The organism is Nitrosomonas ureae, assembly GCF_001455205.1.
GTDB classification, from domain to species: domain Bacteria; phylum Pseudomonadota; class Gammaproteobacteria; order Burkholderiales; family Nitrosomonadaceae; genus Nitrosomonas; species Nitrosomonas ureae.
Genome location: NZ_CP013341.1, coordinates 408,577 through 431,557, shown reverse-complemented (window position 1 = coordinate 431,557; position 22,981 = coordinate 408,577). Strand labels below are relative to the sequence as shown.

18 protein-coding genes, 2 tRNA genes, 3 rRNA genes and 1 pseudogene are annotated in these 22,981 nt (G+C 45.3%); 14 read left to right on the top strand and 10 right to left on the bottom strand.

Going from position 1 to position 22,981, the window contains the following annotated elements; genetic code table 11:
• Window positions 1-49: 49 nt before the first annotated feature.
• The 6 genes from ATY38_RS02050 (at window position 50) to ATY38_RS02025 (ending at window position 6,460) form a co-directional block, all read left to right on the top strand.
• Window positions 50-1,587: ribosomal RNA gene (locus ATY38_RS02050) — 16S ribosomal RNA — on the top strand.
• A 121-nt stretch (window positions 1,588-1,708) separates the two neighbouring features.
• Window positions 1,709-1,785, top strand: a tRNA-Ile gene (locus ATY38_RS02045).
• A gap of 10 nt (window positions 1,786-1,795) precedes the next feature.
• Window positions 1,796-1,871, top strand: a tRNA-Ala gene (locus tag ATY38_RS02040).
• A gap of 237 nt (window positions 1,872-2,108) precedes the next feature.
• Window positions 2,109-5,033 (top strand): 23S ribosomal RNA (locus ATY38_RS02035).
• Between the two features lie 99 nt (window positions 5,034-5,132).
• Window positions 5,133-5,245: ribosomal RNA gene (rrf, locus tag ATY38_RS02030) — 5S ribosomal RNA — on the top strand.
• The 16S, 23S and 5S rRNA genes sit together here with 2 tRNA genes alongside, the layout of an rRNA operon.
• 270 nt (window positions 5,246-5,515) lie before the next feature.
• Complete coding sequence (locus tag ATY38_RS02025; RefSeq protein WP_062560057.1) at window positions 5,516-6,460, top strand: S49 family peptidase; 945 nt, start codon at window positions 5,516-5,518, stop codon at window positions 6,458-6,460.
• Window positions 6,461-6,496: 36 nt separating this feature from the next.
• Here ATY38_RS02025 and ATY38_RS02020 read toward each other — a convergent pair.
• The 6 genes and pseudogenes from ATY38_RS02020 to ATY38_RS01995 form a co-directional block, all read right to left on the bottom strand.
• A pseudogene (locus ATY38_RS02020) lies at window positions 6,497-6,796 on the bottom strand (IS3 family transposase); the annotation flags it as partial.
• A 16-nt stretch (window positions 6,797-6,812) separates the two neighbouring features.
• Complete coding sequence (locus ATY38_RS02015) at window positions 6,813-7,886, bottom strand: IS110 family RNA-guided transposase (protein WP_062557822.1); 1,074 nt, start codon at window positions 7,884-7,886, stop codon at window positions 6,813-6,815.
• A gap of 371 nt (window positions 7,887-8,257) precedes the next feature.
• Complete coding sequence (locus ATY38_RS02010; RefSeq protein WP_062557821.1) at window positions 8,258-8,773, bottom strand: hypothetical protein; 516 nt, start codon at window positions 8,771-8,773, stop codon at window positions 8,258-8,260.
• 107 nt (window positions 8,774-8,880) lie between these two features.
• A complete protein-coding gene (locus ATY38_RS02005) occupies window positions 8,881-9,312 on the bottom strand; it encodes a hypothetical protein (RefSeq protein WP_062557820.1) in 432 nt (143 codons plus the stop codon).
• Between the two features lie 169 nt (window positions 9,313-9,481).
• Window positions 9,482-10,540, bottom strand: coding sequence for a metal-dependent hydrolase (locus tag ATY38_RS02000; RefSeq protein WP_062557819.1), 1,059 nt, complete (start codon window positions 10,538-10,540; stop codon window positions 9,482-9,484).
• Between the two features lie 12 nt (window positions 10,541-10,552).
• Window positions 10,553-11,263: a TetR/AcrR family transcriptional regulator gene (locus ATY38_RS01995; protein WP_062557818.1), complete on the bottom strand. Its 711-nt coding sequence runs from the start codon at window positions 11,261-11,263 to the stop codon at window positions 10,553-10,555.
• Window positions 11,264-11,475: 212 nt separating this feature from the next.
• Between ATY38_RS01995 and ATY38_RS01990 the strand changes: the two genes are divergently transcribed.
• The 8 genes from ATY38_RS01990 (at window position 11,476) to ATY38_RS01955 (ending at window position 18,231) form a co-directional block, all read left to right on the top strand.
• Window positions 11,476-11,790, top strand: a complete 315-nt coding sequence (locus ATY38_RS01990; protein WP_062557817.1) for a hypothetical protein — start codon at window positions 11,476-11,478, stop codon at window positions 11,788-11,790.
• On the top strand, window positions 11,783-12,340 hold the full coding sequence (locus tag ATY38_RS01985; protein WP_062557816.1) for a hypothetical protein: 558 nt from the start codon (window positions 11,783-11,785) through the stop codon (window positions 12,338-12,340). The genes ATY38_RS01990 and ATY38_RS01985 overlap by 8 nt, the downstream gene beginning before the upstream one ends.
• A gap of 22 nt (window positions 12,341-12,362) precedes the next feature.
• Window positions 12,363-12,548 (top strand): hypothetical protein, encoded by a 186-nt coding sequence (locus tag ATY38_RS01980; protein ID WP_062557815.1) that lies wholly within the window; start codon window positions 12,363-12,365, stop codon window positions 12,546-12,548.
• A 16-nt stretch (window positions 12,549-12,564) separates the two neighbouring features.
• Entirely contained in the window at window positions 12,565-13,002 is a 438-nt protein-coding gene (locus tag ATY38_RS01975; RefSeq protein WP_062557814.1) for a GNAT family N-acetyltransferase, read from the top strand.
• A 400-nt stretch (window positions 13,003-13,402) separates the two neighbouring features.
• Window positions 13,403-14,011, top strand: a complete 609-nt coding sequence (locus ATY38_RS01970) for a MotA/TolQ/ExbB proton channel family protein (RefSeq protein WP_062557813.1) — start codon at window positions 13,403-13,405, stop codon at window positions 14,009-14,011.
• Between the two features lie 521 nt (window positions 14,012-14,532).
• Window positions 14,533-15,342, top strand: a complete 810-nt coding sequence (locus ATY38_RS01965) for an MlaA family lipoprotein (RefSeq protein ID WP_062557812.1) — start codon at window positions 14,533-14,535, stop codon at window positions 15,340-15,342.
• A 124-nt stretch (window positions 15,343-15,466) separates the two neighbouring features.
• Window positions 15,467-17,470 (top strand): squalene--hopene cyclase, encoded by a 2,004-nt coding sequence (shc, locus tag ATY38_RS01960; protein ID WP_062557811.1) that lies wholly within the window; start codon window positions 15,467-15,469, stop codon window positions 17,468-17,470.
• A complete protein-coding gene (locus ATY38_RS01955; protein WP_062557810.1) occupies window positions 17,467-18,231 on the top strand; it encodes a phosphorylase family protein in 765 nt (254 codons plus the stop codon). Before shc ends, ATY38_RS01955 begins: the two co-directional genes overlap by 4 nt.
• Here the strand turns inward: ATY38_RS01955 and ATY38_RS01950 are convergent.
• From ATY38_RS01950 to ATY38_RS01935, 4 genes are all read right to left on the bottom strand, one after another.
• On the bottom strand, window positions 18,189-19,982 hold the full coding sequence (locus ATY38_RS01950) for an ABC transporter transmembrane domain-containing protein (RefSeq protein WP_062557809.1): 1,794 nt from the start codon (window positions 19,980-19,982) through the stop codon (window positions 18,189-18,191). The two genes, ATY38_RS01955 and ATY38_RS01950, sit on opposite strands and share 43 nt — an antisense overlap.
• A 351-nt stretch (window positions 19,983-20,333) precedes the next feature.
• Complete coding sequence (locus tag ATY38_RS15720; RefSeq protein ID WP_062557808.1) at window positions 20,334-21,761, bottom strand: calcium-binding protein; 1,428 nt, start codon at window positions 21,759-21,761, stop codon at window positions 20,334-20,336.
• A 238-nt stretch (window positions 21,762-21,999) separates the two neighbouring features.
• Window positions 22,000-22,530, bottom strand: a complete 531-nt coding sequence (locus ATY38_RS01940) for a toxin-activating lysine-acyltransferase (RefSeq protein ID WP_062557807.1) — start codon at window positions 22,528-22,530, stop codon at window positions 22,000-22,002.
• A 40-nt stretch (window positions 22,531-22,570) separates the two neighbouring features.
• Window positions 22,571-22,900 carry a peptidylprolyl isomerase gene (locus tag ATY38_RS01935; protein ID WP_470381948.1) on the bottom strand — a complete coding sequence of 110 codons (330 nt, stop codon included), beginning with the start codon at window positions 22,898-22,900 and terminating at the stop codon, window positions 22,571-22,573.
• Window positions 22,901-22,981 lie beyond the last annotated feature (81 nt).

Here is a 22,981-nt window from a genome sequence, read left to right as displayed (position 1 = left end):
AGAAGTTATGTCAATTATCGAAATGTCAAGCGAAAGAGTTAACAGAATCGAACTTAAGAGTTTGATCCTGGCTCAGATTGAACGCTGGCGGCATGCTTTACACATGCAAGTCGAACGGCAGCACGGATGCTTGCATCTGGTGGCGAGTGGCGGACGGGTGAGTAATACATCGGAACGTGTCCTTAAGTGGGGGATAACGCATCGAAAGATGTGCTAATACCGCATAATATCTAAGGAGGAAAGTGGGGGATCGAAAGACCTCATGCTTTTGGAGCGGCCGATGTCTGATTAGCTAGTTGGTAAGGTAATGGCTTACCAAGGCAACGATCAGTAGTTGGTCTGAGAGGACGACCAGCCACACTGGGACTGAGACACGGCCCAGACTCCTACGGGAGGCAGCAGTGGGGAATTTTGGACAATGGGCGCAAGCCTGATCCAGCAATGCCGCGTGAGTGAAGAAGGCCTTCGGGTTGTAAAGCTCTTTCAGTTGAGAAGAAAAAATTCTGGCTAATACCCAGAATTCATGACGGTATCGACAGAAGAAGCACCGGCTAACTACGTGCCAGCAGCCGCGGTAATACGTAGGGTGCAAGCGTTAATCGGAATTACTGGGCGTAAAGGGTGCGCAGGTGGTTTTGTAAGTCAGATGTGAAATCCCCGGGCTTAACCTGGGAATTGCGTTTGAAACTACAAGACTAGAGTGTGGCAGAGGGGGGTGGAATTCCATGTGTAGCAGTGAAATGCGTAGAGATATGGAAGAACATCGATGGCGAAGGCAGCCCCCTGGGTTAACACTGACACTCAGGCACGAAAGCGTGGGGAGCAAACAGGATTAGATACCCTGGTAGTCCACGCCCTAAACTATGTCAACTAGTTGTTGGGTCTTATTAGACTTGGTAACGAAGCTAACGCGTGAAGTTGACCGCCTGGGGAGTACGGTCGCAAGATTAAAACTCAAAGGAATTGACGGGGACCCGCACAAGCGGTGGATTATGTGGATTAATTCGATGCAACGCGAAAAACCTTACCTACCCTTGACATGTTAGAAAATATTCAGAGATGAATTTGTGCTCGAAAGAGAATCTAAACACAGGTGCTGCATGGCTGTCGTCAGCTCGTGTCGTGAGATGTTGGGTTAAGTCCCGCAACGAGCGCAACCCTTGTCATTAATTGCCAGCATTAAGTTGGGCACTTTAATGAGACTGCCGGTGATAAACCGGAGGAAGGTGGGGATGACGTCAAGTCCTCATGGCCCTTATGGGTAGGGCTTCACACGTAATACAATGGCGCGTACAGAGGGTTGCCAACTCGCGAGAGGGAGCCAATCTCAAAAAGCGCGTCGTAGTCCGGATCGGAGTCTGCAACTCGACTCCGTGAAGTCGGAATCGCTAGTAATCGCGGATCAGCATGTCGCGGTGAATACGTTCCCGGGTCTTGTACACACCGCCCGTCACACCATGGGAGTGGGTTTCACCAGAAGCAGGTAGTCTAACCGTAAGGAGGGCGCTTGCCACGGTGAGGTTCATGACTGGGGTGAAGTCGTAACAAGGTAGCCGTAGGGGAACCTGCGGCTGGATCACCTCCTTTCAAGAGAGCTTTATTTAAGTGTCCACACTTATCGATTGTTTTAATAGGCAGAGCTAAGATCTGGAAAGCTTTTTGTAAAATAAGTTTATCAGGGAGATAGATGATGCTTAGACTCGATTTGGGGTCTGTAGCTCAGTTGGTTAGAGCACACGCTTGATAAGCGTGGGGTCGGTGGTTCAAGTCCACCCAGACCCACCAACAAAATGAAGGGGGTGTAGCTCAGCTGGGAGAGCACCTGCTTTGCAAGCAGGGGGTCATCGGTTCGATCCCGTTCACCTCCACCACTTCTAAAGTTGATGATGGGGTGAGCTTTAACTAGATATTAGTGATGCATGTAAAATATATGTAATTTTGTTCTTTAAAAAAATGGAAAAGTAAAATATTTTGTTTGTAGTAAAGTAATATTTTTACTACAAATAAGATTGGGGTTAGATTGTATCTTATAATTTTATTGTATTGATGATGGATTTAAAATCATCAATATCTTTAATTTTTATGGCATTAAGTTATTAAAGTTATAGGATCAAGTGAATAAGTGCATGTGGTGGATGCCTTGGCGATTACAGGCGATGAAGGACGTGGAAGCCTGCGAAAAGCTTCGGGGAGTTGGCAAACAAACTTTGATCCGAAGATATCCGAATGGGGAAACCCGATTCTTGTTTAATAGGCTTTTGAGTTGTATAAAAGCAAATTAAGCAAGAATCAACCTTAGCTGAATATATAGGTTAAGTGTGGCAAACCTGGAGAACTGAAACATCTAAGTAACCAGAGGAAAAGAAATCAACCGAGATTCCCAAAGTAGTGGCGAGCGAAATGGGATCAGCCTTCAATATTTAGCATCTTGAGCTAATCGAATTTTCTGGAAAGTTAAGCCATAGCAGGTGATAGCCCTGTAGATGAAAGTTCAGATGTGGAACTAGGATTGAAATAAGTAGAGCGGGGCACGTGAAATCCTGTTTGAAGATAGGGGGACCATCCTCTAAGGCTAAATACTCGTAATCGACCGATAGTGAACCAGTACCGTGAGGGAAAGGCGAAAAGAACCCCGGAAGGGGAGTGAAATAGATCCTGAAACCGCATGCATACAAACAGTAGGAGCTCGAAAGAGTGACTGCGTACCTTTTGTATAATGGGTCAGCGACTTACATTCAGTAGCAAGCTTAACCACATAGGGGAAGCGTAGCGAAAGCGAGTCTTAATAGGGCGATTAGTTGCTGGGTGTAGACCCGAAACCAGATGATCTACTCATGGCCAGGATGAAGCGAAGGTAACACTTCGTGGAGGTCCGAACCCACTAATGTTGAAAAATTAGGGGATGAGCTGTGGGTAGGGGTGAAAGGCTAAACAAATCTGGAAATAGCTGGTTCTCTCCGAAAACTATTTAGGTAGTGCCTCATGTATCACCTTTGGGGGTAGAGCACTGTTATGGCTAGGGGGTCATTGAGACTTACCAAACCATTGCAAACTCCGAATACCAAAGAGTGTAAGCATGGGAGACAGACATCGGGTGCTAACGTCCGGTGTCGAAAGGGAAACAACCCAGACCCTCAGCTAAGGTCCCCAAGACACAGTTAAGTGGGAAACGAAGTGGGAAGGCATAAACAGTCAGGAGGTTGGCTTAGAAGCAGCCATCCTTTAAAGAAAGCGTAATAGCTCACTGATCGAGTCGTCCTGCGCGGAAGATGTAACGGGGCTCAAACTGTGCACCGAAGCTAGGGATTTACATTTATGTAAATGGTAGGAGAGCGTTCCGTAAGCCTGTGAAGATGACTTGTAAAGGTTGTTGGAGGTATCGGAAGTGCGAATGCTGACATGAGTAGCGATAAAGGAAGTGAAAGGCTTCCTCGCCGAAAACCCAAGGTTTCCTGTGCAACGTTAATCGACGCAGGGTAAGTCGGCCCCTAAGGTGAGGCAGAAATGCGTAGCTGATGGGAAACTGGTTAATATTCCAGTACCTTTGTTCAATGCGATGTGGGGACGGAGAAGGTTAGTTCGGCCGGGTGTTGGATGTCCCGGTTTAAGCGTGTAGATATGTTGCTTTGGCAAATCCGGGCAATTTAATTGAGGCGTGATGACGAAACACTCTTAGGGGTGCCAAGTGAGTGATACCATGCTTCCAGGAAAAGCCACTAAGCTTCAGTTGAATGAAGACCGTACCGCAAACCGACACAGGTGGGTGGGATGAGAATTCTAAGGCGCTTGAGAGAACTCAGGAGAAGGAACTCGGCAAAATGACACCGTAACTTCGGGAGAAGGTGTGCCTTTAGTATGTGTAGTGCTTTGCGCATGAAGCAAAATAAGGTTGCAATAAACTGGTGGCTGCGACTGTTTAATAAAAACATAGCACTCTGCAAACACGAAAGTGGACGTATAGAGTGTGACGCCTGCCCGGTGCCGGAAGGTTAAATGATGGGGTGAAAGCTCTTGATTGAAGCCCCGGTAAACGGCGGCCGTAACTATAACGGTCCTAAGGTAGCGAAATTCCTTGTCGGGTAAGTTCCGACCTGCACGAATGGCGTAACGATGGCCACGCTGTCTCCTCCTGAGACTCAGCGAAGTTGAAATGTTTGTGAAGATGCAATCTCCCCGCGGCTAGACGGAAAGACCCCGTGCACCTTTACTGTAGCTTTACATTGGATTTTGATAACATTTGTGTAGGATAGGTGGGAGACTTTGAAGCGAATTCGCTAGAATTTGTGGAGTCAACGTTGAAATACCACCCTGGTGTTGTTGAGATTCTAACCTAGATCCATTATCTGGATTGGGGACCGTGTATGGTAGGCAGTTTGACTGGGGCGGTCTCCTCCCAAATTGTAACGGAGGAGTACGAAGGTACGCTAAGTACGGTCGGAAATCGTGCTGATAGTGCAATGGCAAAAGCGTGCTTGACTGCGAGACTGACAAGTCGAGCAGGTGCGAAAGCAGGTCATAGTGATCCGGTGGTTCTGTATGGAAGGGCCATCGCTCAACGGATAAAAGGTACGCCGGGGATAACAGGCTGATTCCTCCCAAGAGTTCATATCGACGGGGGAGTTTGGCACCTCGATGTCGGCTCATCACATCCTGGGGCTGTAGCCGGTCCCAAGGGTATGGCTGTTCGCCATTTAAAGTGGTACGTGAGCTGGGTTTAAAACGTCGTGAGACAGTTTGGTCCCTATCTGCCGTGGGCGCTGGAAATTTGAGAGGACCTGCTCCTAGTACGAGAGGACCGGAGTGGACGCACCTCTGGTGTACCGGTTATGACGCCAGTCGTATCGCCGGGTAGCTATGTGCGGAAGAGATAACCGCTGAAAGCATCTAAGCGGGAAACTCTCCTTAAGATAAGATTTCCCGAGGATTTAATCCTCCTAAAGGTTCGTCGAAGACTACGACGTTGATAGGTCGGGTGTGTAAGCATAGTGATATGTTGAGCTAACCGATACTAATTGACCGTGCGGCTTGATCCTATAACTATAATAATTTAATTAATTTTTATGAATTTTTCTAACCTTATTTACTTTTTCTAAAATTAAATGATAATAATATCATTTAATTAATAAGTTACGCTTGGCGGCCATAGCACTTTGGACCCACTTCTTCCCATCCCGAACAGAACTGTGAAACGAAGCTGCGCCGATGATAGTGTGTATTCGCATGTGAAAGTAGGTTACCGCCAGGCACTCAATAACAAGACCCATCACTTTAATTTGTGATGGGTTTTTTCATTTTGGCGGTAATAAGAAAAAAATAGACACTCCGCTGTAAATGACGAGAATCTAAATTTGAAATAGGAAAAATTAAGTTATCCGATTTCTTTTATTCACGAATACTAATGTTTTGCCTTATTTCGATTGAGATCATGCCGAACATATATCATGCATGATTGTAAGTTTTCTTTATCATTAGTTGGTTTAAGTTCTTAACTTCTGTTTTTATGGGTAGAATGATTATGAAAGAATACGATCTAAAGAAGGGAGATTGGGAAAGAGATTTACTCGAAGATCTCGCTTTAGCTTCCTTAAATGAGCAGAGGCGCGCGCGTAGATGGGGAATATTTTTTAAGCTAGTTACTTTTCTCTATCTTTTTATTCTATTATTTTTTGCATTAGGCTGGATTGACGATGGGAAAGTTAGACTAGCAGACAAACATACTGCAGTGATAGATTTAAGAGGAACGATTACCACTGAGAGTATGAACAGTGCTGATAAGATTAATAGCAGCTTACGATCAGCATTTCAAGATAAAAACACGAAGGGTGTTATTTTGCGAATAAACAGTCCTGGAGGAAGTCCAGTTCAAGCAGGATATATTAACGATGAGATACGCCGTTTGCGTGCTAAATATCCAGATATTCCTCTTTACGCAGTTGTCGGAGATATATGTGCGTCCGGGGGATACTATATAGCAGTTGCAGCAGATAAAATATATGTAGATAAAGCAAGTTTGATCGGTTCCATTGGTGTACTGATGGATAGCTTTGGCTTTACAGGTACTTTAGAGAAACTTGGTATTGAAAGACGTTTGTTAACTGCCGGCGAAAATAAAAGCTTTTTAGATCCTTTTTCGCCATTGGATCCTATTCAAATGGATCATGCTACCAAATTATTACGTGAAGTGCATGAGCAGTTTATCCAGGTTGTTAAACAAGGAAGAGGAGAGCGCCTGAAGAATGATCCAGATATATTTAGTGGGATTATTTGGACCGGTCAGAAAAGTATTGATTTGGGACTTACTGACGCTATAGGTAATGCGGAGTATGTTGCCCGTGAAATTATTAAAGCTGAAACGCTTATCGATTTTACACCTCGCGAGGGTCTTTCAGATGTATTCTCCAAGCGCTTTAGCCAAATCATTTCAAATCTTATATTTGATGCTGGGTGGGCTATTAAGTAAAACACAATCTGGTCAAGTAAAAAGCGGACAACCCAGTTAAGCGATTTTTCTCAATATTTCTGTTTCCGTTTCATATTGATTCGGGCTTTTGTAGCCCAAGTATGAATGCAACCGATGACTGTTATAAAGCATGGAAATATACTGCAGCACATCTTGCTGTGCTGCATGACGGGTATGGTAGTGCCGCCAGTGGATTCGCTCCCGTTTAAGGTTGCCTTCGATACTTTCAGCCACAGCATTATCGAAACAATTACCGGTGCGGCTCATGCTGCCGATAAAGCCAAGTATTTCCTCCAGAAGCCTTCAGTACTCCCCGCTGGAATACTGCGATCCGCGGATGCCCTTCTAAATGTCAAGCAGCAATTTGGATACTATTGATAAGATTGTTGCGTTTTTTCAGAATGTAATAAACTTCTCGCGCAATATAGCGTTTAAGGCACCGCAGCGCCTCAAGTTTCGTATGCCCTTGTGTCAAACTTTTATCAACGTACTCTTTAGTTTTATTGTCCGTCCTCAGTCGTCCAATAGCGATAATATGCAGTGCACTATTAGCGGCTCTGTCACCGCCGCGATTCAATCTGTGTCTATTGACCTTGCCCGAGGAAGCAGGAATTGGATTTACACCGCATAATGCGGCAAAGCTAGCTTCGGATTTTAATCGATCCGGATTGTCTCCCGCGGTAATGAGTAATTGTGCAGCAGACTCATAACCAATGGCTTTACCTGCAATCAGATCGGGAGCAAGTTCATCAACTATGGCTGAGATCATGACATCCCGATCCGCAATCTCATCATGCAATTCCAGATATCGCCGTGCAAGAGATTTCAATGCGATTTTGTATGCAGTTGATATATTACGATACCCGCCCAGATCTGGCCGCCAAGTGACAAGAGTACGGATTAATTGCATGCGAGTCAGTGCACGGAGCGGTTCCCGAATCGACTCTGGTGCGGAAATAATATTCATTTGGATCATTTGGAGTGCGATACGTCTAGCTGCAATGGCAGTCTTCCTACATACCTTTAGAACTCGTAACGACTCCACCATGCCATCTCGTGTTTTAGGTGTGACGGTTCGTATTCCAGCAAATGCAGCATGGGCCGCATTTTCCGCATCGATTGTATCGTTCTTGCCGCGTCTGCGTCGATCCATTTTATCAGGTGAGGTAACTTCTAAAATTTCGACGTCAAACTGCTGCAGATACCTTAGCAAACCCGCACCATAAGTCCCAGTGCATTCTATTCCAATGCGCTTGACCTCACCAAAAGATTGCATCCAATTCATCAGCATTGATTTGTATCCTTGCCGTGTTGTGGGGAAAGAATTACTGGCAAGCACTCGATCGTAAGTATCGACTACGGCTGCGAAATGTATGTCTTTGTGGGTATCAACTCCTCCAACTATGCCATGATGATTGTCATCCATTCTCAGCTCCCTATTTTTGAATGATGTTATTGATAGGGATTCACCGAAACCGATTGCCGGGACAAGACAGTAATGAGATAAGCGATCAGGCCCTTCTTGGGTCACAGACAATGGCGAGGTGAAACCTCACCGATAGATATTGCCAAATAACCGACAGATCCAGGGAATGACACTATTGACGGTCTATCGCTCTGAGAGTCAGGAAACTTGGCAATTCTTACGGTACCAGAATTCCAATAATTGCTCATTCAATGATTGAGTCAAATCATTATTGAAATCTGGTGCAAGTATTCTTACTGAGCCCTTCTTTGCGTCCCATCATATCGGAAATTATAACGGCGAACTTGTTGGTCTTAAGAATATCAAGGGCTTCATTGGTGGGAGAGTGCCAGAGAGAATTCAACACCTTGTGCTTGGAAGGCTTGGACCTCATGAACGATATTCTCTGGGCGGTCATCAATCCATAAAACCCGGTTTCTCCGTTCGCTTGATATTTGACTTTTACTCGCATTAGAAACAATGCTCACAATTTCCCGAAGTTGGGATTCAGGTAATTCACCATCATGCCCAGAATGTTTGGCAGTTGCAGTGACGAGGGATGCAACGGATGTCATTTGGGATTTCATGAAATTATCTTCATTTTTAAAGTCAGAGGGTCCATGAAGTTTATTGTGATGATTGGCAACAAGCCAAGGAAATCCGCAAAATACTATTACGGGGAAGAAAACCATGAAGTAGACCAGGGGTGTGATGTGCTCTGAGATGCCTTGCCCTAAACCTACAACAAGTGACGCAAATCCGTACACAAGCACTATAAAAAGCGCAATTATTCCTAATGGACTTTTTGCAAAGCCTTGTGCCGATTCTCTAAATTTATCTGTATTCATAATGTGTTGTCACATAAACATAATTAAGTTGTAGTAATTCAGACTGGATCTTGCAGTTTTGCTGGCAGGAAACATGGTTCATGTGCTCGTGATGAATGATGCTGTATTTATTCTTCCTGATTCTTCTGACTATTATCACGATGATGTTTCTCAATCTGATTCTTCAGGATCAACATGGTTTGTTGTGACTCACGCAATTGATTTTTTAACGTCACTAATTCAATCTTTAAGTCATTGTATGCAGTTTTAGTTGCAATCAGTTCAGTCTCTAATTTTTTGGCTTCAAATGAAGGAGTGAAGAATGGGACAATCACTAATAGCGCGGTAGCGATTGCAACTATCGCAGTTAAGCCAATCAACCACTTGGTCAGTTTCTCGTTAATCATTGCATTGCGCACAGTGATGACAGCATGGACGAATGCTTCCTCACTTTGTAAGGCGTTTGGGTTTTTATTTAATCTATCCAAAACCTCATTCAGACTAACTTTCAGATATTCGTCAGTCGTTGGATTCTCTGTTTTATCGGCAAACGAGTTCATGGCATTACGTGCGTTTCATAAAGTATGGTTAGATGTATTTAAGCTATTGATATAAATATTATCCTGATAATTCTTGTCTGTAATTCCAATCATTATAAATTTTTCATTGATGGTTGGGTGATAACTGGATCAAGTTCGAGTGATTACTGGCCTCGGAGGACATAACAGATCAGTCAATATAAAATAATCCGTGCCGCCGAACAATTTTCCAATCAGAAAGTTTACCTTTTCGGCATGCACCGTAACGAAAAGAGGGTGGCAATTCCGAGAATTGGAAACGCAGATCGTAGAACCAGATGCACAAATCTGAATCAAGAGTATCAATTCGTTCCAGTACCGGGAATTGGGCAAAGGTGCGGAAAGGCTCAAAAACGGGACTGAGCCATGCTTCACGGACGAGTGTTCTCTGTGTGAAGTCATCCCCGAATTGTTGCTGGACATGCCAATTATTTTCCGAAATGGGGCGATATGCAGACGCCATCTTTGACAGGAGCGAGGTTGTCCGGTGTTGTCCTAAGGATTGCTGTAAATTCATATCGGCAAGATGATAGGTTTCATTGTGCCGGATGATGATTTTCCAGTGGAACGGTGACAGCGGTTGTGGTAATGCGGTGATATGCGCTTGTGAAATAGCTTGGGAATCGGTATAACGGACGCCGATTTCGATGGCTTGCTGGTACAAAGTCCATAAAATAATCACATATCCGCATAAACAAGCTAAAGCCGCCATAGCCGCGATTCGTTGTCGCGGATAGCGCCACGAAATGATCAGGCCGACAATGATGATCAGACTGAACCAAGGGTCGATGACAAATACCAGCGGTAGAGAAAAACGTTCGGTTGAAAAGGGCGCGAACAACATCAACCCATACGAAGTGATAAAGTCTCCCGCGATATGAATGGCAATACCGAGGCATATGGGAGGAAAAAACAATTTCCAGGCACCGTGTCTTTGAGTCAACCAGGCAAACAGCCTGGACAAGAGCCATGCCCACAACGGTAATAAAATCAGCGAGTGCGTTGGGCCCTGGTGCCAATTCAGGTAGGTGAGCGTGTCGATCAGGCGGAGCGCAAAATCTACATCCGGGAACGCGGCTGCGGTAAAGCCCGCTGCAATTTGTATGTGCAATGGTAATACGGTAATGTCTTTCGGTCGTGATGGCGGCGGTGATTGTGCTACAGCCCGTGCCAGCAGGGCACCGCTTAAGGCATGCGTGAGCGGATCCATGATTTTTTATTATCAGCCGGACTTGGCATGAATTTCTGAAGCAATCGGTTCTGTCAGTGGAGAAGACTGGGGTTCGGGAGAAGTTTCGGATGCAGATACAGATTGCTCAGCATAATCGGCTGCGGTTTCTTTGCACGGAATACCATAAATCCTATGATCCAGCGATTCAGCCACGCGCAGCTTGTGCTCCAGGAAATCGCGCGTACGCTGTGAATTTTCTGATGAATCCTGCATCCAGTAAGTAAATGTCGCTAAATAAATTGTAGTAAGCGCGGTTTCTTCCAATGCGCGCCGCAGAAAAGTGGCGTCGCGTTGTGCGGCTTCACGCATCCATTGTACTGTGCGGCTGATGCGCATGATGGCGGGAATCTGAATATGTAAATGACCGGGTTCCAGTTTGGTGCCGATCATTTGTCGCGTAATCTTGCGGTGTGCAACTAATGCATCCAGCCAAGCCATAATAAGATGCTGCAAGCGTTCGCGTGGCGATAACGACAAAAATTCCACGGTTTCTGCTGATCTGAGCATTTGACCATCGGCCTGGTCAAACCAAGCGTCAATCAAATCTTCTTTTTCGCGGAAATAAAGACGAATATCATCCAGAGAAATATTTAATTCAGCAGCCACATCAAACAAGCGCACTGCTTCCCAGGATGAACTTTCTGCGAGGGCAACGGCCGTATCCACGATTGTACCGCGTAATTCAGGCTTGCTTTTTTTCATTTTGATTCTCCCCAAGTATTGATAGGAGTAGTGCAATTTGATGCCATTTTCACTATAACATACAAGGAATCATCAGAAAAATGGTAAATTAAGAGGAGGTCCGTGATGACTCAATATCAACCGAAGCCCGGAAGTTTTTCAGGATTATGTTAAAGTTTCTTTAATCTAATCGAAGTAGTTTTTTCCTAACACGAATAAAAAATGGGATTGAGATGCTGCAGATTCCACAACAAAACATGTTTGATCGCTTGATCTGGAAAGCGGATGATTGTTTGCTTCTTGATGATCTCGTGTTTCGGGCAATGCGCCAAAAGACCGGAAAATGGAGTGGGGACAAGCATTTCATTTTTTATAAGATTCAACCCTTAATTGAGCAGTATGCGCATTATTTCCGGCGCCGCTGCGATTTCCAGCCAAAGAATATCTTTGAGTTAGGTATTTTTGATGGCGGCAGTATTGTATTTTGGCATGAGCTATTCAAACCTCAGAAACATGTTGCATGTGGACTTGGCGGATCGCATGGATAGTTCATATTTCCAGAAATACCTGACGTCACGCGGCTTATCGGATCGGATTCAAACTGTCTGGAAAACTGATCAAGCAGACAAATCAAAACTTTCGCATTTTATGAGAACCATGTTTGATGTTCCACCGAATCTGATCATTGATGACGCCTCGTATTTATACGAACCTACTCTCGCTAGTTTTGAAGCTTTGTTTCCACTCATGCCGCCGGGTAGTTTGTTTGTGTGTATTATCGAAGATTGGGGGCATTGGCGCGATTTCATTGCTCTTCCTGAATGGTCGGGAAGGAAGCCGCTCACGCAACTGATTATTGAACTGACTGAATCTGTCGGGTCATGGACCAATATCATCAACGACATTCCCATATATCGGGACTTTGTTGCTATTGAACGCGGACCCCGAATTATCGAAGATCCGGCATCCTTTAGTCTGAAAGAGCATATCTATCGACGTTCAGTCGATCAATTTGTCCCACCTATTTCAGGTTATCAGAGAATTATCAATTACTTGAAGCATAGGTTGTGTTTTCTAATTATTCTAAGAGCTCGTTGAGCATTAGGCAGTTACGTGTCAAATGATGCTGAATAGTAAGCGAGGAGGACTCGGGTTGCTTGGTTTGAAATACGGACAAGTTGATGTAATTCTGTATAACATGCCGCATGCGGTATCGTGTTGGCGTTATGATGCCGGTACTGTGAGCATGAACCCGGATCATCGTGACGAGATTCCGCATGCCTGCCAGTTGAAACCGTTCTTCTAATACCTGTAAATTTTCAATGACTGTCCGGATACGGTACGCTCGGGATTCAGACTATCAATGGTTGCTTGAATTGCATCATACCGTGTACCGTGACCTAATAACACAAGAGTTCGGTTATTGGGATAGTGATGAGGAATTAGGTTTGTTCAAGAATGCATGGGAATCGAAGCAAATCGAAATTCTTTTACAGAATGACAAGCCTGTCGGTATGTTGATCGTAGTTGCGCATGTGGATCATTTTTGGCTGGATGAAATTCAAATTGATCCTCGTTATCAAAATCAAGGCATCGGCACTGAAGTGATTGGGCGATTAATTACCAGAGCACGCGCCGGTTATTTGCCGCTGCGATTAAGAGTTTTGCATGCGAACCAAAGCGCTTACCGGCTTTATCAGAGATTGGGTTTTCTGCGAATCGGTGGGGTGAAGCATCACCATGTGATGGAAATAAGATGATTTTTTGAGAAGGGTAACGGTTGTAATCGTTCGTTTTGATAATGGGCAATCGCTGAGATGATTTGTCGGGTTCGTAAGAGAGCTATTATTAAGATCTGGTTGTATCATAATAAACATTAACATCATGTTTATTAATGAATAGATGTAAGGTTAATAAATAATCAAGTTAGAAAAGGTGTTTGGATTTGGCCACTTAATTTTCCTTTTTGTAATATACACACAGACTTATCCACAGAAATTGTGAATAGAAAATAGAGTGTTAAAATTGTAAGAGCCAGATACGATGCGTGCCGAACTAACTGCTTGGTAATATTATACGGAAATCGGGTAACATAACAGGTTGCAGAATAATGCCCGGATAAAATATCTGGATCTATAAAGTGTGTGAGGAGATTGTTTCGTGTTATCTTTAATTCAAGCTGCGGGTTGGCCGATTTGGCCGATCATCATTGCTTCCATAGTTGCCTTGGCTATTATCGGGGAACGAATGTGGACATTGCGTTTGAGTGTTGTTTCGCCGAAAGAGCTGTTACCCAGGGTGTTAAGCGAATATAAGCGTAATGGCGTTAACCCTGAAATGCTGGCGCGACTGCAGACGCATTCACCATTGGGGCAAATTCTTGCAGTCGGTCTTAGAAATGTCAAAAGTACGCGCGAGGTAATGAAAGAGTCGATTGAAGAATCCGGCCGGGTGATTGTGCATGATTTAAGTCGTTACCTGACTACGCTAGGAACCATTGCTGCACTGAGCCCTTTGATGGGTTTGTTTGGCACATTGGTGGGTATGATCGAAATCTTCGGATCAAACTCTCCTACCGGTAGCAACCCTGCACAGCTTGCTTATGGGATCTCCGTTGCGCTATATAATGCTGCATTTGGCATACTTGTCGCTATTCCCAGCATGATTTTTTATCGCCACTTCAGAGCAAAGGTTGATGATTTTGTGATAGAAATGGAATTGCAAGCGTTAAAATTAGTAGAAATTGTGCATGGCGAGAGAGAAGGGTGATTTTTCTTATATGCACTTTTTAAATTGCTTGAAGATGTTTATGACTTTATCTTGTTGTGGAGCACATTCCAATTTATAGGCGCGAATTAAAAGTGACTTTAATCGTGTGAACTTTGGAAGGATTGAGAATTTCTAGCTGGAGTACAAATCACGATGCTGAGCTAGTAGTGTATACTCCGCTGAATCTTTTTAGCAGGAAATTTTCGTTGTGCAGGTAAGTTGATGAGATACGATAGAATGTGTGGCAAATGGGAGTTGAGGTTTTGCTACCATCCGAATAATTCTTGAATAGCATGTCAGTTTTCCTGGATTGTGGCTTTAATTGATCGATTTGATAGATTTCTTGAATTTTGGTTGATTTGAATATATGACAGCACTTGATGCGCTGAGTATTCTACAAAAAGTTAATGTGCTGGGTAATCCGATGAAATTAAATAATTGTTGAATCAAGGATTGATGAGCCTGTTGCATGTTATTGGCTTTGTTGAAGAAAACATGAAAATGGGCTGTATTACAAGTAAATGAGTGAGAATTCCGGAATCTTGAGAAATATTAACTATCACTATTTGATTCTTATTATATTTTTTCTCTGCCTGACAATCTTGCAAGGATGCGCGACAACACCTAAAAGTAGTGATGAAGAAGTTGATCCGATTGATCCGCATGAGAAAATTAATCGTGCTTCCTATGATTTTACGGATCGTGTCGATCGGGTGATTTTTGAGCCGATTGTAAATGTTTATGTTGATTATGTGCCTACTGCCGCACAACGATCAATTGGAAATTTCTATGATAACCTGGCTTATCCGAATGTCGTTCTCAATTCTTTTTTACAAGGAAAGATAAAGCAGGGCGCCGGGGATACATTGCGTTTTCTTGTGAACTCGACGATTGGTATGTTTGGACTGTTTGATATGGCAACCCACATGGGTTTACAAAAACACGATGAAGATTTCGGCCAGACGTTAGGTGTATGGGGAGTTAATCCAGGCTCTTATTTATTTGTTCCGCTACTGGGGCCTAGTAGTGAACGTGACGTGACCAATATACCGGTAGGGCTTGTGACCAATGTGCTTTTTTACGCGGGTCTTGCGGTGGGTACGTATTTTGCTGCGCCATTGACTATTTTGGGTGCTATTGACAAGCGGGCACGGTTGATCGGCCCGATGCAGATTCGGGATGAAGCAGCATTGGATCCCTACTTGTTTGTACGTGAAGCATCACTGCAACAACGCGAATTCCTGGTACATGATGGCAAACTGCCTCTGGACCTTTATTATGATCCTTTTCAGGACAATCCCTTTGATAACGATGTAAAAATCAAGAAATAATGTTCCTGCTTTTGATTTTATTTTACTTCATAAGGTATTGAGTACCCGAACAACAATACAGCCGATTTCGTTAACAGACACCTTTTATTTTAAATTTACAATAGATATGAGCGCTTAGGAATATATGGATGGGTCACAGAGAATATCGGATATATCGCGGCAACCGGAGGGGTTTACTGTGAATGATGTAATGTCTTCAACGTATTCAGTATCCAATCTGAATCAGGATGAAATCAATGTAGAAGAGCTGGAAAATAAGTTTACACAAGCTCGTTCGGCCATGTTGACGCTACAGAAACCTGATGGCCATTGGTGTTTTCCGCTGGAGGCGGATTGTACAATTCCAGCAGAATATATTCTGATGATGCACTTCATGGATGAAATCGATGTCATTCTGGAGAATAAAATTGCCCGTTTCATTCGGGAAAAGCAGGATCCTGCCCATGGTGGATGGCCATTATATTATGGCGGTGCATTTGATATCAGCTGTACCATTAAATCTTACTATGCCCTGAAGCTGGTGGGCGATTCTTCCGATGCAGCGCACATGATACGTGCTCGCGAAGCTATTCTGGAACGTGGCGGTGCGGCTAAAGCCAATGTTTTTACTCGTTTGCTGTTAGCCATGTATGAGCAGATTCCATGGAGCGGAGTGCCGGTTGTGCCTACGGAATTGATATTGCTACCCAGTTGGTTTCCGTTTCATATCAGCAAAGTATCTTACTGGTCACGCACTGTAATGATTCCCTTGTCTATTTTGTGTACGATCAAAGCACGTGCAATCAATCCGCGCAATGTGGATATCCGTGAATTATTTATTGTGCCGCCCGAACAGGAAAAGAATTATTTTCCGCAAGCGGATACCTGGTTGAAGCGTGCTTTCATGCTGGTCGAACGAGTTTTGTCACGTGTCGAGCCCAAGCTTCCCCAAGCTATACGCCAATATTCGATAAGTAAAGCGGAAAATTGGACACTTGAGCGTTTGAATGGCGAGTGTGGAATTGGAGCTATCTTTCCTGCAATGGTTAACGCACATGAATCGCTGGCATTGCTGGGTTATGCGTATGACCATCCCAGCCGCGTACAATGCCGTAATGCGCTACGAGGGTTATTAGTTGACGAAGGGGAGCGTGCTTGGTGTCAGCCCTGTACCTCACCCGTTTGGGATACAGTATTGACATGTTTGGCATTGCAGGAAGATCCAGCAGCAAATCAGGAGTCTCTACTAAAAGCACTGGATTGGTTGGTTGAGCAACAGGTTTTGGATGAACCGGGTGATTGGCGCGACAAACGGCCGGATTTGCCAGGGGGCGGTTGGGCATTTCAATATGCGAATCCGCATTATCCTGATCTTGATGACACCGCTGCCGTGGCCTGGGCACTGGATCAAAGCGATTCGCAACGTTACCAGAAACCCTTGGATCGCGCAGCGAATTGGCTGGCGGGAATGCAATCACGTAATGGTGGCTTTGCGGCTTTCGATATTGATAATACCTATCATTATTTGAATGAAATTCCTTTTGCCGATCACGGTGCATTGATAGATCCTCCGACAAGTGATGTGACGGCGCGTTGTGTCGGCTTGTTGGGAAAATATGGGAAACATCAACGTGAAGTTTGGCGCGGCATCAGTTTTCTGCTGCGGGAGCAGGAGAAAAATGGATCATGGTTCGGACGCTGGGGTACCAATTATATTTATGGCACCTGGTCAGTGTTGGAAGCTTTTCAGTTGGCCAACTTTGATATGCAGCATACATCGGTGCGCCGCGCCGTTAAGTGGTTAGAGTCCGTACAAAGAGTCGACGGCGGCTGGGGTGAAACGAATGATTCCTATCTGGATCCACAGCTGGCCGGACAATTTCTTGAGACCAGCACTACATTTCAAACCGCCTGGGCGGTGCTGGGCCTGATGGCGGCTGGAGAAGTCAATAGTAAATCGGTACGCAGGGGTATCAATTACTTATTGCATAATCAGGCGGATGATCATTTGTGGGAAGATCCTTGGTTTACTGCACCTGGTTTTCCTCGGGTTTTTTATCTTCGTTATCACGGGTATTCAAAATTCTTTCCAATTTGGGCACTGGCGCGCTATCGTGCTCTAACAAAGACAAAGGAGACGGTTGCTTGAACGTAATCGGTGTTGTTTCAGCGCTAAAGTCTGAGGCAACTTGTATAGTGAATTTGCGCATTCCTGTTTATCAGGTGGTGAATGCGGGAGAGAGAACCCGTTTGTGCCTTAGTAGCATGGGAAGCAATGCAGCACGCGGAGCAGCGCTGAAATTGCGCGAGTTTGGTGTCAATGCATTGGTGAGTTTTGGTGTCGCTGCCGCATTGGATGATAAACTGATTCCCGGCGATCTGGTGTTGCCTGAATCCATTGCAGTGGATGGAGAAAGCCTGCCGGTAAATCTGGAGTGGCGTAATCGTCTGGAGCATTTGCTGTCAGCGCACTTGACTGTTACCGGTGGGATTCTCGCATCCAGTGAGGCACCTTTGACATCCAGGCAGGAGAAGCTTGCGTTGGGTGAGACAGTTGGTGCTTGTGCGGCTGATATGGAAAGCGCGGCTGTGGCAAAAGTAGCGGCTGACGCAGGCATTCCATTTGTCGCTATCCGTGCGATTGTCGATCCGGTCGATTTTTCTCCGCCGGAGGCATTGTTGAGCGCGGTGTATCCGGATGGCGGTGTTGATTTTATACGTCTCATCACATTGTTGATAGGCCGCTCGGTTTCGATCAAGACACTGTTTCATCTTGCATTAGGAATGCACGCAGCCCGTGCTACATTGACAAAAGTCGTGCAAACCGCCGGAGCGGCATTTGCCAGCGAATTCATTCTTGAAAGTTGTCATGCAGATGGTAACGGTGAATCAGCTGGTAATAGTGACTGAAACTGCAATGCGGCTAACTGTGAATACAACGGGCTCGATTGTAGCAATTGTGCATGCGTTCCCAATGCATCCAGACGCCCGCGATCAAGCACAGCAATCCGATCTGCGGATTGCACCGTGGCCAAACGATGAGCAATGACCAGTGTGGTGCGGTTGCGCATCAGAAGTTGCAATGCTTGCTGTACCCAAAACTCGCTTTGTGCATCCAGCGCGCTGGTGGCTTCATCCAATAGCAAAATGGGTGCATCGGCTAATACCGCGCGTGCAATCGCCAATCGTTGTTTCTGACCGCCGGATAAGCCTAATCCGGAATCTCCCAATTGTGTCTGATAGCCTTGTGGCAGCATGCAAATGAAATCGTGTGCAAAAGCTGCTTTGGCAGCTGCTTCGACTTCGGTATCAGTAGCGTGGGGACGGGCATAGCGAAGATTTTCGCTGATTGTGCCGTAAAATAGCGCCGGATTTTGTGATACCAGGGCAAAACATTGCCGCAATGCAAGAAGATCCACATTCCGAATATCAATTCCTTCCAGTTTGATACTGCCGGACTGGCTATCAAAAAAACGCAAAAGCAGGTCAAATAATGTGGATTTTCCTGCACCGGAAGGACCCACCAGTGCCAATGTTTCACCTGCGCGGATCGTGAGTGATAGCTGATTGATAACCAACACCTCGGGGCGCGAAGGGTAGGCAAAGCACAATTGATCAAGGGCGATATTTCCGGATACTTTTGGTAATGGGCGAGGTTGCTCAGGAGATTGAATCAGATTCTGTGCTTGCAATAATTCTACTGTCCGTTCTGCGGCACCGGCGGCACGTTGCAATTCACCAATCACTTCGGAAATGGAGGCAACGGCTGAGCCGACAATGACGCTATAGAAAACAAAAGCGGCCAATTCTCCGGCACTGATGCGACCTTCGATGACATCCATACCACCCACCCATAGCATTAATCCGACAGCGCCGAGGACCAGAATTATGACGATAGTGATCAGTAACGCGCGCTGGGTAGTGCGTTGCTTGGCAACTGCAAATGCTGCCTCGACCTGGTCGTGAAATGTGGATTGGTCGATGGACTGGTGATTGTAAGCTTGTACGGTTTTGATTTGACCGAGCACCTCGCCGACATAAGCGCCCACTGCAGCAATTTTGTCCTGGCTTTGGCGTGATAAATGCCGTACCCGGCGACCATAAATCAGAATCGGAGCTACGACCAACGGTACGCAGATCATCACCAGGGCGGTGAGTTTTGCATTGGTAATGAATAGCCAGATAATACCGCCAATCATCATAATCAAATTGCGTAGCGCGAATGAAACCGAAGACCCGATAACCGTTTGTAGTAACGTCATATCAGCAGTGAGACGCGATTGGATTTCGAGACTGCGGTTTTGCTCGAAAAAGCCGGGATGCAGATGAATCAAGTGATTGAATACCTTACAGCGGATATCGGCAATCACCCGTTCCCCAAGCCAGGTAACCCAATAGTAGCGGGTAAATGTGCCTGCAGCCAAAGCGATCACCAGCAATAAAAATATCGCTACATATTGACTCAAAAGATCTTTGGATTGCGTTGCGAATCCTTGGTCTATCAGTAAGCGGATGCCTTGGCCGATCGATAACGTAATTGTCGCTGTGAATAATAAAGCCAACAGACTGTAGATGACCTGATGCTTATAAGGTGCAATAAAACTTCCTGCTATTTTGACAGCTTGCCAGCGTGTTTGAGTACTTTTCTGAGAGTTTTTCATAGATTGTTAATTGTTTTTCAAAGGGAATCATTGCCTGTGCAATCGATATTGCACCAAGAAACGATGTGATATTTTGTGTTAATTGCTGGGATCTATGGATACTTGCTGGAGCAACTCGGAGTTAGGCGCCACAGAAAACTTTTTCTGGTTTACCAAAGCGTGTCTTGAGGCAATAGATTGATGTGGATGATTGTAACAAATGAGAAATGGAATTACTAACCGGGTTTGTCAATGTTAATAAAGCAAAACGTTATAGTGAGAAATGATCGTGAAGTATAGAGGAAATTGAGTGGATGAAATAAGATAATGGATCTGTTGAGCGTTTCAACAAATCCATTATCTTTAATTTAGCTAAAGTACAAAGTCGCTAGCAGCGAGTACATGGAGCCCGTTTAGTTGGATCTCCATATCGACAACTAAATTGCCATCACCTTCAAACTCGGCCTGAACAATGGTCATGTTATTGATCGCATCCTGAAAATATCGAACTTCACCACCGCCGCTGAAATTGCTTGTACCCCGGAAAATGAAAGCATTATCAGCACCGCCATTCAAGGCATCGATGGATGACAGATCAATTTCGTCAACACCGGGAGTAAATCCATTGATGACATCCCGATTGGCGCCGACAGCGCTTTCGCTGAGCGCATTATAGTCAAAGGTATCGTTACCGCCACCGCCGGATATTACATCCCTGCCCGCGCCCCCGATCAAAGTATCTTGTCCTAATCCACCAAAAATGATGTCATTGCCGTCCTCGCCCAGAATTGTATCGTTACCGTTTGCGCCATCCAGAGTATCCGCGCCGCCACCGCCTTTGATCGTGTTGTTGGAGGCATTTCCGGTAACATTGTCATTGCCGTTTCCCATGAATGCATTTTCAAAATTGGTATAGCTTTCTCCACCAAAGTTTGTCAGTCCGGTGGTCATGTTGAATACATAGTTGCCATTAAAGGCCGTATGGTCGATAGTATCGACACCCGTTCCACCATTCATGGTTTCACCACCAATGCCCGATCTCATCGAATCATTACCCGCATCGCCGTTATAGGTTCCGCCGTCGCCATCGGAAGTAATCGTGTCATTACCGGCACCCCCATTTAACGTATCCAAGCCACCGCCACCCACCAGAGTGTCATTGCCCAAGCCACCAAAGATGGTATTGTTCGCATTATTGCCGGTCACGGTATCATTGCCCCCACCCATTCTGGCGATTTCGAAATTGGTGTAGCTTTCTCCGCCAAAGTTTGTCAGTCCGGTTGCCATATTGAACTCATAGTTTCCATTAAAAATCGTATGATCAATAGTGTCGACACCCGTTCCACCATTCATGGTTTCGCCACCGATACCTGAGAACATCAGATCATTGCCGTCATCACCGTTATAAACTCCACCATCCCCATCGGAGAGAATGTTGTCGTTGCCGCCACCACCGTTCAGTTGATCAACGCCGGCGTTTCCTCGTAATGTATCGCTGCCAAAGCCACCAAATATGACGTCATTGCCGTCACCCCCGTTGATGGTGTCATTGTTTGCGCCGCCGTCGATGATATCATTGCCGCCATCGCCATTGAGCGTATCGTTACCACCGTTGCCGCTGATATTGTCAGCACCGGCACCACCAAAAACAGTATCCGGGCCGCCCGCGCTGCTGATGGTATCGTTACCGCCGAAACCCCTGACAGTATCGGCTAATTGTGTTGGAAATCCGGAAACACCGGGCGATATAAATGCAAATGTGATTGTGTCATTATTAGCTGTTCCATTGACTATAGCCATTTTGAATCTCCTTAAAATGAATGAAATGATTTGCCTATCAACTGATAGATTAAGATCATTACATATCAGATTACTAAATATTCTTTATGCCACGTGTGAGAAAAATCACAGAACCGGAATGATTTCCAGTTGAGTCATTATGAGGTAATTTGCCATTCAAGCAATCCTGAGTGATTGGAGCGTTGGGGTGCCCGTTTCTAAGGAAGAAAGAGATACGGAAGTAACCAAGCTATTCTTGTTATGGAGTCGGTGAGTTGTCGAATTTTTCGCCGAATCGAGCAGCGTGTATGTGCGCATCGACGAAAGTATTAACGCTGAGGCGGCCCGGACGGGTGCGCCCGTCCGGGTAATGGCGCTTGAAATAAACCATTTTCTGGGCGCGCCCGATCTCGCGTAAGCGTTCGAGCAGCAGGTGCGTGACTTCGTTCGATTCCGATGCCCATGCATTGATTAGCAAGATCTCACCGGCTTTGCTATCCTCGAAGGAAAGCTCACCTTGTTCCGCAAGCCACATTTCGCCTTTTTCCCGAGTGGTTAGCGCCCAACCAAGGAACCCCACAATGCCTCCATTATCCGATGCGATCAGATAGTGGCCACGGTTAATTTGTCCGACCAATATACGGGACCAGTGCCCGAACGGCAGGCGCGCAAAAGCCGGTTTAGTCATCAAATAACTGACCGCGAATCCAAGCGCTTGCGCAGGGTTGATTCCCGTCAGAAGACGAATCTTGGAAGCGTCAATTTGAGTCGCAGATGATTTATCCGGCATATTCCGATTGGGTGGTTCGCGATCAATAGTTTTGTAAACATCAATCGCTGCGTTGAGTCACTTCTAAAAGATGATAGCCAAACTGTGTCTTAACCGGACCCTGCACTTCACCGACCGGCGCGCTGAAAACGACAGTATCGAATTCCTGCACCATCTGTCCACGACCGAATTCACCCAGTTCACCACCTTGTTTCCCGGATGGACATAACGAGTGTTCCTGGGCCAGTGTGCCAAAATCGGCGCCACTTTCAATTTCAGCTTTGAGGTTGTTACATTGTTCTTCAGTTTTAACCAAGATATGGCGTGCGCTGGCTCGTGCCATGATTTTTCTCCTATTATTGAACGAACTCTTCTTAAAATCCCAACGCATTTACAATGCTAAATGAATCGTAAAAAAACACCTTGAATAAGGTATATAGAATTATGTGGCATCACTATTTCTTTGCTTTTC

Excerpts from the sequence above, each read along its gene's own strand:
- ATY38_RS02025 (WP_062560057.1), top strand. The coding sequence starts at position 5,516 with ATGAAAGAATACGATCTAAAGAAGGGAGATTGGGAAAGAGATTTACTC.
- ATY38_RS02015 (WP_062557822.1), bottom strand. The coding sequence starts at position 7,886 with ATGGATGACAATCATCATGGCATAGTTGGAGGAGTTGATACCCACAAA.
- ATY38_RS02010 (WP_062557821.1), bottom strand. The coding sequence starts at position 8,773 with ATGAATACAGATAAATTTAGAGAATCGGCACAAGGCTTTGCAAAAAGT.
- ATY38_RS02005 (WP_062557820.1), bottom strand. The coding sequence starts at position 9,312 with ATGAACTCGTTTGCCGATAAAACAGAGAATCCAACGACTGACGAATAT.
- ATY38_RS02000 (WP_062557819.1), bottom strand. The coding sequence starts at position 10,540 with ATGGATCCGCTCACGCATGCCTTAAGCGGTGCCCTGCTGGCACGGGCT.
- ATY38_RS01995 (WP_062557818.1), bottom strand. The coding sequence starts at position 11,263 with ATGAAAAAAAGCAAGCCTGAATTACGCGGTACAATCGTGGATACGGCC.
- ATY38_RS01990 (WP_062557817.1), top strand. The coding sequence starts at position 11,476 with ATGCTGCAGATTCCACAACAAAACATGTTTGATCGCTTGATCTGGAAA.
- ATY38_RS01985 (WP_062557816.1), top strand. The coding sequence starts at position 11,783 with ATGGATAGTTCATATTTCCAGAAATACCTGACGTCACGCGGCTTATCG.
- ATY38_RS01980 (WP_062557815.1), top strand. The coding sequence starts at position 12,363 with ATGATGCTGAATAGTAAGCGAGGAGGACTCGGGTTGCTTGGTTTGAAA.
- ATY38_RS01975 (WP_062557814.1), top strand. The coding sequence starts at position 12,565 with ATGACTGTCCGGATACGGTACGCTCGGGATTCAGACTATCAATGGTTG.
- ATY38_RS01965 (WP_062557812.1), top strand. The coding sequence starts at position 14,533 with ATGAGTGAGAATTCCGGAATCTTGAGAAATATTAACTATCACTATTTG.
- shc (WP_062557811.1), top strand. The coding sequence starts at position 15,467 with ATGGATGGGTCACAGAGAATATCGGATATATCGCGGCAACCGGAGGGG.
- ATY38_RS01950 (WP_062557809.1), bottom strand. The coding sequence starts at position 19,982 with ATGAAAAACTCTCAGAAAAGTACTCAAACACGCTGGCAAGCTGTCAAA.
- ATY38_RS15720 (WP_062557808.1), bottom strand. The coding sequence starts at position 21,761 with ATGGCTATAGTCAATGGAACAGCTAATAATGACACAATCACATTTGCA.
- ATY38_RS01940 (WP_062557807.1), bottom strand. The coding sequence starts at position 22,530 with ATGCCGGATAAATCATCTGCGACTCAAATTGACGCTTCCAAGATTCGT.
- ATY38_RS01935 (WP_470381948.1), bottom strand. The coding sequence starts at position 22,900 with ATGCGTTGGGATTTTAAGAAGAGTTCGTTCAATAATAGGAGAAAAATC.